Here is a 13537-nt window from a genome sequence, read left to right on the forward strand (position 1 = left end):
CCCATGACGAGTGACCTGGCCGCCCGCCGACGTGAACTCCTCCGCAAGCGTCTCCAGGAGGAGAGTCTGACTCACCGTGGCGCCGCGGAGGCGGTGCCGGCCCGGGCCGACGGTGCGCGCACGCCGCTGCCCATCGCGGCTCGCCGGCTCTGGTTCGCCGGCCACCGCGATCCGGACGACACCTCGCTCAACATCTCGGTGGCCTTCGCGCTGCACGGGGAACTCGATGCCGAGCGTCTCCGCCGCGCCGTCGAGTCCGTGGTCTCGCGACACGAGACGCTCCGCGCCCGCTACCTCGCGGGCGAGGACGGCGAGCCGGTGATGCAGCACCGCATCGGCGCCCCGATCTCCTGGACCACCGCCGACCTGACCGAACTGTCCGGCGCGGCGGCTCAGCGGCGCCTGCAGGTGCTGGCCGCGCGGGAGGCGCGGACGCCCTTCCGACTCGCCGACGACGCTCCGCTGCGAGTCACGCTCGCCGCGCTGGCACCCGAGCACCACGTGCTGCTCCTGACCGTCCACCACATCGCCTGGGACGACGACTCGTGGGCGGTGTTCTTCGCCGACCTCGCCGCCGCCTATCGGGGGACGGAGACGGCGGCGCTCGCGCGGGCGTACGCCGACGTGCCCGACCCCTCTGACGACCAACTCGACGCCGACCTCGCGCACTGGGCGCAGGTGCTGCGTCCCGCACCCGAACCGCTCGACCTGCCCGCCGCGACCGGCGCCACCGGCAGCGGTCGCGTGCACCGCCGCTTGGCGCCGGAGATCGAGGCTGCGGCAGCCGAACTCGGACGAGCTGCGCGCACCACCACGTTCGCGGTCCTGCTCGCGGCCACCCAAGCCTTCCTGCATCGCGTGTACGGCGCCGACGACGTGGTGATCGCGGTGCCGACCACCGTGCGCCCGGCCGGGGCCGAGGATCTGATCGGTTACTTCGGCAACACCGTCCTGCTGCGCGGCGACGTCGACGCGCGGTCGTCGCTGACCGAGCTGATCGGCTGTTCCCGTGAGTCGTTGGCCGCCGGGCTCGCCGCCTGCCGCGTTCCGATCGACCGAGTGGTGGCCGAGTTCGCGCCCGACCGCCGCGCCGGTCTGGCCGGGCTGGTCTCGGCGAGCCTGTCGCTGCGCCGTGATCTGTCCGGGCTCGGGCTCGACGGCCTCCGCGTCGAACACCTCGACCACCTCCACGCTCCCAACGCCCAGTTGCCGTTGGAGTTCGCGATCGTGTCCGGTACCGAACCCGTCCTGGAACTGCAGTATCAGTCGTCCCGCTTGCGCGATGCGGAGGCGCAGGCGCTGCTCGCCGCGTACGCGACCTTCCTCACCGACGTCCTCGGCCGGCCCGACGCGCCCATCCGGGACGCACGACTGCTCGATGACGAGGCGCTCTCGGCGGTGGTCTCCGCGGCCGCCGGACCCGCGGTCGACGATGTTCCCGACACCCTCGTCGGCATGTTCGAGGCCGCGGTGGCGCAGCGTCCCGCCCACCCGGCGATCGTCACCGACGACCGCTCGATCACTTACGCCGAACTCGGCACCGCCGTCGACGTACTCGCGGCCCGGATCGCGCACGCCGCGGGCCCGGCGCTGGCGGCGCCGGACGCCGTGGTCGCGCTGCGCATGTCCGCGAGCGAGGACTTCGTGGTCGCCGCGCTGGCGGTGCTCAAGACCGGCGCCGCCTACCTGCCGGTGGATCCGGACTACCCGGCCGACCGCACCGCCTTCCTGCTCGAGGACGCCCGTCCGGTGCTGGTGCTCGACGCCGCCGAAGTGCAGCGGCTGCGCGCCGAACCCGAAGAGGCGCCGCGGCGTCTCGACCTTCCCGGGCCCTTGCCGGAATCGTTGGCCTACATCATCTACACCTCCGGATCCACCGGCACCCCGAAGGGCGTGGCCGTGGAGCACCGGGCGATCGCCGAGCATCTGCGGGCATTCGGCGCCACCAGCGTCGTCGGCTCCGACGACCGCCTCGTGCAGACCTCGTCGGTCAGCTTCGACGCGTCGATGTTCGAGATCTTCGCGACCCTGACCGCCGGCGCCACCCTCGTGATCCCGAAGAAGGGCGCGCTCACCGACATCGCCTACCTGGCCGACCTGCTGGTCCGCGAGCAAGTGACGGTGATGCACATGGTGCCGAGCATGCTCTCCACGCTGTTGCTGATCCCGGAGGTCAAGCAGTGGACCACGCTGCGCACCGTGCCGGTGGGCGGCGAGGCGCTGCCGGGTGAGGTCGCCGACGAGTTCACCACCGCGTTCACCGCAGACCTCAGCAACAACTACGGGCCCACCGAAGCCGTCGTCGCGGCCACCCATCACCGGGTCGACGGACCGCGCGGCGGCGCGGTGGTGCCGATCGGCCGTCCCAATCCGGGGGTCGCGGCGCACCTGCTCGACGCCGGCCTGCAACCGGTGCCCGACGGAGTGGTCGGCGAGCTGTACCTCGGCGGACGTCAGCTGGCGCGCGGCTACCTGCGCCGCAGCGGACTGACCGCCGCGCGATTCGTCGCGGACCCCTTCGGAAAGGGTGAACGTCTTTACCGCACAGGCGATCTCGCCCGGCGCGGCGGAGACGGGGAGCTGCAGTTCGTCGGCCGCTCCGACGACCAGATCAAGGTCCGCGGCTTCCGCATCGAACCCGGTGAGATCGAGGCGGTGCTCGCCGCGCACGAGGACGTCCAGCGTGCCCTGGTTACCGTGGTCGACGACCGGCTGCTCGCGTACGTGATCGGCGAGTCCGGCGCGGTCCCCGACCCGCAGGCGCTCCGCGACCACGCCGCGCAGACACTTCCGTCGCACATGATTCCGGACGCCGTCGTCGTCATCGACGAGGTGCCGATCACCGTGCACGGCAAGCTCGACCGCGCTGCGCTTCCGGTGCCGGCCACCCAGGCCGCGGGTTTCGTGGAGCCGGCGACGCCCACCGAGCGGCGGGTGGCGGCGGTGTTCTCGGAGCTGTTCGGCGGCCGGACCATCGGGTCCGCGGACTCGTTCTTCGATCTCGGCGGCCACTCGCTGCTCGCGGCCCGCCTGGTGACCGCCCTCTCGGCCGAGTTCGGGCTCGACGTCGACGTCCGGGCACCGTTCGACGCCCCGACGGTGGCCGGGCTGTCCGCACTGCTGGTCGAGAAGGCGCGCGCCGAGCTCGGCGTCGACCTCGACGCGGACCCGGACCAGGACGGCTGGGCGGACGGCGCCTGGACAGAAGGCGGCGCGGAGGGGAGCGACTGGGCCGACGGGGACTGGACCAGCGCCGACTTCGGCGGGATCGCCCTGGGAACGCCGGAGCCGCAGCACACCGAACCGGTCCGACCTCCGCTGGTGGCCGGTGACGAGGTCGAGCGGGCGCCGCTGTCGTTCTCCCAGCTCGCCATGTGGTTCAACGAGCGGTTCGGCGGCGCGAGCGCGGAGAACAACATCGTGCTGACCCTCGCCGTCGAAGGGCCGGTGAACGACGACGCTCTGCGCGGCGCGATCGCGGACGTGGTCCGGCGGCATCGCTCGCTGCGGACCTCGTTCAGCGAGATCGACGGACTGCCGGTCCAGGTGATCCGCGACGACGCCGACATCGAGGTGCCGCTGAGCATCACCGAGGCCACCGATGCCGACGACCCCGTGCGCATCGCGGCGCAGACCGGGGAGCTGATCTTCGATCTGGCGGCGGCGCCGCTGGTGCGCGCACACCTGGTGCGGGCCGGGTCGTCGTCGGTGCTCGCGCTGGTGATTCATCACATGGTGGTCGACCACGGCAGCACCGACATCATCATCGCCGACCTCGCCGCCGCCTACCGTGCGCGGACCGGCGGTCCCGCCCTCACTCCTCGGCCGACCGGACCGGAGTACACCGACGTGGCGCGCTGGCAGCACTCGATGTTCGGTCTCGACGCCGACCCCGACAGCGACGCCGGCCGCTACGGGCGTGCCCAGATCGACTTCTGGCGCGACCGGCTCGAAGGACTTCCGGACGAGATCCTGGTGGCGGCCGACCGGCCCCGCCCCGAGGGCCTGAGCCACCGCGGGGTGATCGTCGACTTCGATATCAGCGCTTCGCGCTACGAGCGGCTCAAGACCGTCTTCCGCGGCAGTGCGGTCAGTGACTTCATGGCGCTCACCGCCATGTGGTCGGCTGCGCTGCACACGCTCGGCGGCGGCGTCGACATCGCGATCGGCACTCCGTCGGCGGGGCGGGCCGACCCGGCGACCGCCGACATCGTCGGGCTGCTCGCCAACATGGTGGTTCTGCGCACCGATCTGACCGGCGAGCCGACACTGAACGACGTTCTGCACCGCTCCCGCGACGCCGTGCTCGACGCCTTCTCCCACCAGGATCTGCCGATCGAACGCCTGGTGGAGGCGCTGAACCCGCGCCGCACCCGGGCCCGGAACCCGCTGTTCCAGAGCATGGTCCACTTCCGCGATACGGCAGGCGAGCCCGTGGTCCAGCTCGCGGAGGGCACGTCCATGCACATCCTCCCGATGGAGGTGGACACCTCCTACCTTGATCTCAATCTGATCGTGACCACCTGCGGCGACGGCAGCCTGAGCGGCCGGCTGGTCGCGAGCGCAGACCTCTACGACGAGGACACCGCGCGCGGTATCGCCGACCGATTCACGACGCTCCTCGAAGCCCTGGCGGAGAATCCGCAGCGACGGCTGTCGGAGGTGACGGTCCGGCCGATACCGGATGCACTCGACGCCTCCGTGCACGGTGAGGATCCCGCCGTGCTCGCCGAACTCATCGCCGCCGGGTCGCCGCGACGCGTTCAGGCGCGGCCCGCGACACTCGCCGGTCTGCCGCACGCGGGTCTGACGCACTGCGCCTCGGTCGCGACCTGGATCGTCGACGGTCCGGGTGCCGCCACCGCACTTCCGGAGACGCTGCGCGCGCTCTCGCCCGCGTCGCTGGTGATCGACAACTACGCCGCCGCACCGGCGGCCGCGCCGGTCGCCGAGGTGTACACCGCCGGCGGCGGCACCCAGACGCCGACCGAGCGGGCACTGGTGACCATGCTCGAGGAACTGCTCGGGGTCACCGGGATCGGGCGCGACGACAACTTCTTCGCGGTCGGCGGCGACAGCGTCATCTCGATCCAGTGGTCGGCGCGTGCGGCGGCCGCGGGCATCGCTCTCGATCCGCAGCAGATCTTCGACCACTACTCGATCGCCGAACTGGCCGAGGCGGTCGACGCCGCGCGGGCCCGGAACGACGACACCGTCGAGCCGGAGCCGCAGCCGGTCGATGCGTCGCCGATGTCGGCGTCGGGGCTGTCGAGTGACATGCTGTCGGCGCTCGGCTCGGCGTGGGAGGCGCAGCAGTGAGCCCGGAGCAGCAGTCGAAGCCGGCCATCGAAGACGTCCTCGCGCTCTCGCCGCTGCAGGCCGGGCTGTTCTCGCTCTCGGAGATGGCCGGCGACGGCCTCGACGTCTACAGCATGCAGTTCGTCGTCGAGATCAGCGGACCGCTCGACGCCGCGGTCTTGCGCCGCAGTGTCGCCGCCGTCCTCACGCGGCATCCCAATCTCCGTGTCAGTCTGTGGGATCAAGGCGTTCCGCACCCGGTGCAGATCGTGCCGACCCAGGTCACCGTGCCGTGGCGCGAGGTGCGGACCCATCCCGACGATTTCGACGATCTCGCGCTCGCCGAACGCTCGCAGCGGTTCGACCTGCGTCGCGGCCCTGCGATGCGGGTGGTGCTCGCCGCACTGCCCGAGGGCAGGCACCGGCTGCTGCTCACCGCACACCACATCCTCATGGACGGCTGGGCGATCGCGCTCTTCTTCCGCGAGCTGCTGGCGATCTACGGCGCGGGCGGCAGCGCCGACGGACTGGCGCCGGTGAAGCCGTACCGCAACTACATCGCGTGGCTGGCGGAGCAGGACACCGCCGCGGCGCTCGACACCTGGACGTCGTATTTGGACGGGGTGTCGCCGCTGTTGATCGGCGCCCCGGGGACCCCGGCCACCGAACCGGTGCGGCACCGGCGAACGCTCGACGCCGCGGAGACCTCGCGCGTTCTGGGTTGGGCGCGCCGGGCCGGACTGACTCCGGCGGCTGTGACGCAGTACGCGTGGTCGGTGGTCCTCGGCCGGCTCGCCGACCGGACCGACGTGGTCTTCGGGACCACCATCTCGGGCCGACCGCAGAGTCTGCCGGGGGCCGGCGAGATGGTCGGGCTGTTCATCAACACCGTCCCCGTGCGCGTCGACCTGCGAGCTCAGCCGACCGTCCTCGAGGCCTGCACCGCACTGCAGCGGTCGTCGGCCAGGATGCGCGACCTCGGATTCCTCGGCCTCGCGGACATCGCGCGCGCGGCCGGTACCCCGAACCTCTTCGACACGCTCTTTGTCTACGAGAACGCTCCGATCGGTTCGGCGACCGAACCCGTCACCGCGCCGGACGGCACCCGCTTCCTGCCTCTCGCGATGGAGTCGCTGTCGCACTACCCGCTGACCGTCGTCGCCTACGAGCTCGACGGGGAGCTGATCGTGATGAGCGAGTCGGTCGCCGAATCGCTGGGACCGATCGATCCGGCGCAGGCCGTCGAACGGGTGCTCGCGGTGCTCCGGGCGCTGCCCGACGCCGCGGACGCTCCTGCCGACACGCTCGATGCGCTGCTCGATCACGAGAGGGAATGGGCGGCACGGCCGTCGCGCGGTACGCCGCTGCCCGCCGGAACCACGGCGATCGGGCTGTTCTGCGAACAGGCACGGACCTCTCCGGCGTCCGTCGCGCTCGTCGCCGACGACGGCACGTGGACCTACGATCAGCTCCACCGCTGGTCGCTGGCGGTTGCGGCGGACCTGCGGTCTGCGGGAGTGCGACGCGGTGACGTGGTGGCGGTGGCGCCGCGACGGTCGGGCCGGACGGTCGCGGGCGTGCTGGGGGCGATGCTCGCCGGTGCCGCGTACGTGCCGATCGACGTGTCCATGCCGGTCGCCCGGATCGAGAATCTGCTCGACCAGTCCCGTGCGGACGTGGTTCTCACCGACCCCGAGTTCGTCGATCTGTTCGCGGGGCGCACCGTCGTCACCGATTGGGACGGCGGGGATCGGCATGGCGGGGAATCCGTCGAGGTGTCCCCGGCCGATGCGGCGTATCTCATCTTCACCTCCGGCTCCACCGGCGAGCCCAAGGGAGTGATCGGCACGCAGGGAGCGCTGGCCAGCTATGCCCGCGATCACCGCGACCGCGTGCTGTCGGTCGGCCGCCGGCGGCTCGACCGCCCGTTGCGGGTGGCGCACGCCTGGACGTTCTCCTTCGACGCGTCGTGGCAGCCGCTGGCCGCCCTGCTCGACGGCCACGAGGTCCATCTGTTCTCCGATGAGCAGACGCGCGACGCCACGCGTCTGGTCGCGGCGCTCGCCGAGCGCCGGATCGACATGATCGACACCACGCCGTCGATGTTCGGCCAGCTCTCGGCGGCCGGGCTGGTGTCCGGGGAACCGGGTCGGCCGACGTTGACGGTGCTCGCACTCGGTGGCGAGGCGATCGGTCCGGCGCTGTGGGACCAACTGGGGTCGTTGCCGCGGACGGCGGTCTTCAACTGCTACGGACCCACCGAGACCACCGTCGAGGCGATGGTCGCGCGCGTGTCGGAGTCGCCGGTGCCGACGATCGCCGGACCCACCGACCGGATGAGTGCGCGGGTGCTCGACTCCCGCCTGCGGCCGGTTCCCGACGGGGTGATCGGTGAGCTGTACCTGACCGGGGACCAGGTCACTCGCGGCTATCAGGGGCGCCCGGGGCAGACGGCGGCAGCCTTCGTCGCCGACCCGATCCGATCTGGGGAGCGCATGTACCGGACTGGAGACCTGGTGCGCCGCAACGCAGTCGGCGACATCGTCTTCGTGGGACGCGGCGACGACCAGGTCAAGATCCGCGGCTACCGCATCGAGGTGGGCGAGGTGGAGGCAGGACTCAGGGCGGTGCCCGGGGTTCGCGAGGCCGCCGTGGTGGTGGTCGATCGGCCGATCGGTGCGGCGCTGGTCGGATTCGTCTCGGGGGCGACCAACGGGGCGGGTCTCGACGCCGCCGTCGTCCGCGGCGAACTGGCGCAGAAGCTGCCGTCGCACATGATCCCGACAAGGATCGTCGTGCTGCCGGTGCTGCCGGTGAACCGTAACGGCAAGCTCGATTCGGTGCTGCTGGGGGAGTCGGCGCGCGCGGCGCTGGCCGGCGGCGGGGAGACGGGCCGACCGCTCGACGAGGTGGAGGAGCGGGTGGCCGCGGCCGTCGAGGGCGTGCTCGGCACCCGTCCCGGTCCCGACGACGACTTCTTCGACCTCGGCATGGACAGCATCGTCGCGATGGCGTTGGTGACCGCGCTGCGTGCGGGCGGCGACGAGATCGCGGCGCGCGACGTCATGGCCTTTCCCACCGTTCGTGACTTGGCCGACGCGGTCCGCCGGGGCGAGCGTCTGGCGCGGATCGCCGCCGAGCGCGAGTACGGCGAGGTGCCCGCGCTGCCGGTGGTGGAGTGGATGTACGAGGGCGGCCGGTGGCGGCGGTTCACGCAGACGGTGCTGTTCCGACTGCCCGACGGGTGCACGGACGCCGAGGTGGTCCAGGTGCTGCAGGCCGTGCTGGATGCGCACGACATGCTGCGGTCCACCCGGGAGAGCGGAGTGCTCGTGACCCGCGAACCCGGTGCGGTGGACGCGGCGAGTCGATTCTGGGTGATCGACGGGGAGCCGGGGCAACAGTTGGGCACGCTCATCACCATCGCCGCCCGCCAGGCCAACGAGGCCGTCGATCCCGATCGCGGAGACATGGTGGCCGCGGTTCGCGTGGTGCCGAGCGGGGGCGGCGACGTCCTGCTGCTCGCGATCCACCATCTCGCGGTGGACGCGGTGAGCTGGCAGATCCTCTTCGGTGACATGGCCCAGGCCGGCGCGGCCGTCGCCGCGGGCGCGCCGCCGGCACTGCCCGCGGAGTACACCGACTACCGCGCGTGGAGTCGTCGAATGCTCGCGAGGTCGGGAACGGAAGCCGTTGCCGCACAGCGGGATTACTGGCGGTCGCAGGTGTGTGCCGACGACCCGGTGATCGGTTCGCGTCGACCGGAGATCGGCCGCGACACCTGGAGCGAGTTGACGTCGGCGCCCGTCTTGACCGACGTCGCCGTGACGGCCGAGATCCTGGACCGGATCGATCAGCGGATCGGGATGCGTGAGTTCCTGCTGACCGCGCTGACGGCGACCTTCGCATCCTGGCGCGCCGAGCGCGACCAGGACCCGTCGGCGGGAGCGCTGATCGCGCTCGAAGGTCACGGCAGAGAGGATGCGACCGTCGGGGACGACATCGACACCGGGCGCACGCTCGGCTGGTTCACCACGGTGTTCCCGGTGCGGCTGGCCGCGGGCACGACGGTCACGGTCGACGCATTGGAAGCGGACTCCGGCGAGGGGCGACGTCTGCTCGAGCGTGTCACTGCGGAGCTGGAGGCGGTCCCGAACCGGGGTCTGGACTATGGGCTGCTGCGCTATGCCGAACGCGACGCCGACCTGGTCGAGGGCGTCGAACCGCAGGTGGAGTTCAACTATCTGGGCCGCTTCGACCTGGGTGTCGCGGGTGAGGATCCGGGCGCGTGGCAGCCGGTCGTCGACCTGGAGTTGAACGAGCATCTGCCGACCGATCCCGAGCCGGATCTTCCGCTGCGATACGCGCTCGACGTGGTCGCCGTGGTCCGCGCGACCGACGACGGCCCTCAGTTGGTGACGAACTGGCGTTATTGCTCCACGGTCCTCTCGCCCGCCGACATCGCCCGCCTCTCCACCCTCTGGTCCCGCTCCCTCTCCGCCCTCTCAAGCGCCGAACCCCCAAAGCCTCTCGAGTAGCGGAGGAGCGGACCGAGACGGGGCATCGCACTGGCCCGAGGTGCCCCAGGTTTGTCGAGTAAGCGGAGGAGCGAAGCGACGAAGCGTATCGAGACGGGCGTCGGGGTCTCGATGCGTCCTCGGCTTGCGCCTCGTCCTACTCATAGTCCTGGGGCACCGTTCAGGTTTGTCGAGTAAGCGGAGGAGCGGAGCGACGAAGCGCATCGAGACGGACGTCGCCCGAGTCTCGATGCGTCCTCGGCTTGCGCCTCGTCCTACTCGACGGTCTTGGGGGGTTCTATCAGGCCTGTCGACCTTACAGGTTTGTCGAGTGAGCGGAGGAGCGGAGCGACGAAGCGCATCGAGACGGACGTCGCCCGGGGTCTCGATGCGTCCTCGGCTTGCGCCTCGTTCTACTCGACGGTCCTGGGGCACCGTTCAGGTTTGTCGAGTAAGCGGAGGAGCGAAGCGACGAAGCGTATCGAGACGTTGCCGCCGACGGGGTCTCGATGCGCCCTCGGTTTACTCATAGGCCTGGGCGATCACTCCTGCGGCCTCGACGGCGGCGTCTGGCCCGGGCGGAAGCCCTTCTTCGCCGCGCGGCGCAGCGCGTCGAAATCGCCGGCGATCAGCGCCTCTCGTTTCGCGCGCGACCACTTCGACACGCGTCTCTCCATCGCGTACGCATCCTCGATGGAATCGAACTCCTCACAGAAGACCAGCTCGACCGGACAGCGATTCCGGGTATATGCCGACCCGCGACCTGACTGGTGTTGCTCGAACCGATGCTCGATATTCCGCGTGCTCCCCACGTAATAGCTGCCGTCCGCGCATTTCAGGATGTACATGAAGCCGTGCATGAGGCGACTGTGGCGGACGTCGGGGCGGGGTGCAATGCGGGTATCCACAGCGTGTGACGACGGGTCTCGATGCGCTTCGTCGCTTCGCTCCTCCGCTTACTCGACTGGCCTGGGGGGCGCTGCGCTCCTGTGTGTTTGGGGTCTCGGTAAGTCCTCGGCTCGGCTCGACCGCCGACCAGGTGATCGCCAGGTACAAGAACATCATCGCCCGCCTGAAGGCCGACGGCGTCCGTGTTCACGTGGCGACGATCCTGCCGGCGTCCGACTCGCTCTTCAGCGGCTACGCCGCCCCGCGGGCCGATTCGGAGCGCCAGCGGGTCCGGCCGGCTACCGCACGATGGCCGAGGCCGTCGACCTCTCGATCTTCAGCTGAGCGGCCGCGGCCGGTCGCGTATCACAGCAGGCGATGGGCGGCCCGGCCCGCGGTGCGGCCGGTGAACAGGCACCCGCCCAGGAAGGTCCCTTCGAGTGCTCGGTAGCCGTGGACGCCGCCGCCACCGAAGCCGGAGGCCTCACCGACGGCCATCAGCCCTTCGACGGGCCGGCCGTCCGCGGACAGGACCCGGCCCGACAGATCGGTCTGCAGTCCGCCGAGGGACTTCCGGGTCAGGATGTTCATCTTGATCGCGATGAGCGGTCCCGCATCGCGGTCGAGGATTCGGTGCATCGGCACGGTGCGCACGAGGTTGTCGCCGACGTAGGCCAGCGACCGCCGGATGCTCTTGATCTGCGGATCGGTGCTCTTCGGGTTGAAGGCCTCACGGTCGCGGTGCGCGATCTGCTTCTTCAGAGAACCCGGATCGACCAGATCGGTACCGACAAGGGCGTTCATCTTGGCCGTCAGCGCTTCGACGCTGCCCGCCGTGACGAAGTCCGGTCCGCGATCGAGGAAGGCCTGCACGGGTTTCGGAACGTCGTCGGTGGCGCGGTGCACCAGGTACAGCGGGAGGTTCTTGGCGGTCAGCTCCGGGTTCTGTTCGGAGCCCGAGAGCACGAACTCCTTCTCGATGATCCGCTTGTTCAAGACGAACCACGAGTAGTCGTAGCCGGAGCGCTGGATGAGTTCGAGGGTGCCGAGAGTGTCGTGGCTGGGGATGCCCGGTTCGCCGAATCGGCGACCGGCCGCGTCGAACCACATCGACGACGGGGCTCCGAGCACCCGGATACCGTGTCCGGGCCAGATCGGCGAATGATTCCGCAGGCCCTCGGTGTAGTGCCACATGCGGTCGCGGTTCACGAGCCGGGCGCCTGATCGTTCGGCGATGCCGAGCATCCGGCCGTCTACGTGCTGCGGGACGCCGGTGACCATGAATTCCGGCGCCGTTCCCAGCCGTGCCGGCCAGTTGCGGCGCACCAGGTCGTGATTGCCTCCGATGCCGCCCGACGCCACGATCACCAGTGGGGCGTGGAGTTCGAAATCCCCGATCTGCTTGCGGGAACTGGCTTTTCCTCGCGGCAGCGAACTCGGTTCGAGGACGCAGCCGCGGACGCCGACCACGGCTCCCTGCGCGGTGATCAGTTCGTCGACCCGATGCCGGAACGCGAACCGGATCCGTCCGCGGCGCTGCGCCTCGCGCACCCGCCGGACGAACGGTTCGACGACTCCCGGACCGGTGCCGAGCGTGGTGTGGAATCGGGGGACGGTGTTGCCGGGAGTGCCCGGAACGCCGTTGCCCCGCTCGGCCCATCCGACCACGGGGACCCACGAGACGCCCATTCCCGCCAGCCACGACCGCTTCTCTCCGGCGGCGAATTCCAGGTACTTCTCGGCCCATCTCCGAGCCCAGTAGTCCTCGCCGTCGACGCTGTGCGGCGAGCGGTCGAAGCCCGCGGTGGCGAACCAGTCGCGGTGTGCCCGCTCGTGCGAGTCGCGGATGCCGGCGAGACGCTGCTCCGGGCTGTCGATGAAGAACAGTCCGCCCAGACTCCAGTGCGCTTGGGCACCGACGTTCTGTCCCGACTCCTGATCGACGATGAGCACCTTGCGTCCGCGATCGGCGAGTTCGGACGCCGCGACGAGTCCGGACAGTCCGTGACCGACGATGATGACGTCGGCGTCCGGTGACGGCCCGGCCGCTGCCGCGATCCCGTGACCCGGCGCGACCAATGCGGCGGCGACGGCCGCGCCGCCCGCGGCGAGTGCCTGGCGACGAGTGATGGTCGGATTGAACTCAGCGGGCACGGGTGACCTTTCGATGTCGTGAGGGTGGTATCGGTCGTGTTCTCAGACGGCCTGCACCAGACTGACCGGGCGCGGGCCGCAGCGCGCGCGGTATCGCCGAAATCTGGCACAAGAGACACGAAAATCTGGCACTCGATGATCGAGAGTGCTAAATTTGGTGGTGCACAGTCGACGATCATCAGTCGAACCGGCTGGTGACAAATGAATAGGAGGTGTGGTGCTGTGCTTCGCTTCGATCCATTCAGCGACTTTGACGCCCTCGCCCGCGGCCTGCTCTCCGGCCAGGCAGGAACTGCGCGGACTCCCCGATTCATGCCGATGGACCTCTACAAGGTCGACAGTCACTACGTTCTCGCTGCCGACCTTCCCGGCGTCGACCCCGGATCGATCGACGTCAGCGTCGACAACGGCGTGCTGACCCTGTCGGCTCACCGGACCGTGCCGTCCGAAGACGCCAAATGGCTGGCCAGCGAACGCTTCTCCGGAACCTTCAGGCGCCAGGTCACCCTCGGTGAGGGAATCGACACGTCCGGAATCAATGCGCAGTACGACAACGGCGTACTGACGGTCACCATCCCGCTGTCGGAGAAGGCCAAGCCCCGCAAGATCGAGATCGAGCACAAGGGCGAGCCGCGGTCGATCACCGCTGCGACGGAGTGACCCGCTGACAGCCGCCGCAG

The 13537-nt window shown here is 70.3% G+C and carries 5 protein-coding genes; 3 read left to right on the plus strand and 2 right to left on the minus strand.

The genetic code is table 11. The features are described 5' to 3' along the window. Nucleotides 1-3 precede the first annotated feature (3 nt). Entirely contained in the window at nucleotides 4-5319 is a 5316-nt protein-coding gene (locus GSI01S_RS08310) for a non-ribosomal peptide synthetase (RefSeq protein WP_006896083.1), read from the plus strand. Beyond that, entirely contained in the window at nucleotides 5316-9836 is a 4521-nt protein-coding gene (locus GSI01S_RS08315) for a non-ribosomal peptide synthetase (RefSeq protein WP_006896084.1), read from the plus strand. The genes GSI01S_RS08310 and GSI01S_RS08315 overlap by 4 nt, the downstream gene beginning before the upstream one ends. A gap of 521 nt (nucleotides 9837-10357) precedes the next feature. On the opposite strand, the gene GSI01S_RS08320 is transcribed toward GSI01S_RS08315, so the two are convergent. Both GSI01S_RS08320 and GSI01S_RS08325 read right to left on the minus strand, forming a co-directional pair. Next, on the minus strand, nucleotides 10358-10675 hold the full coding sequence (locus GSI01S_RS08320; protein WP_045538273.1) for a GIY-YIG nuclease family protein: 318 nt from the start codon (nucleotides 10673-10675) through the stop codon (nucleotides 10358-10360). Nucleotides 10676-11069: 394 nt separating this feature from the next. Further along, nucleotides 11070-12782, minus strand: coding sequence for an FAD-binding dehydrogenase (locus tag GSI01S_RS08325; RefSeq protein ID WP_231875673.1), 1713 nt, complete (start codon nucleotides 12780-12782; stop codon nucleotides 11070-11072). Nucleotides 12783-13079: 297 nt separating this feature from the next. Here GSI01S_RS08325 and GSI01S_RS08330 point away from each other — a divergent pair, with 297 nt between their 5' ends. After that, the gene (locus tag GSI01S_RS08330) at nucleotides 13080-13517 is read left to right on the plus strand and encodes an Hsp20/alpha crystallin family protein (RefSeq protein WP_006896087.1); all 438 of its coding nucleotides are present in this window, start codon (nucleotides 13080-13082) and stop codon (nucleotides 13515-13517) included. The last annotated feature ends 20 nt before the right edge of the window (nucleotides 13518-13537 follow it).

Origin of the sequence: Gordonia sihwensis NBRC 108236, assembly GCF_000333035.1 — a bacterium.
GTDB lineage: Bacteria > Actinomycetota > Actinomycetes > Mycobacteriales > Mycobacteriaceae > Gordonia > Gordonia sihwensis.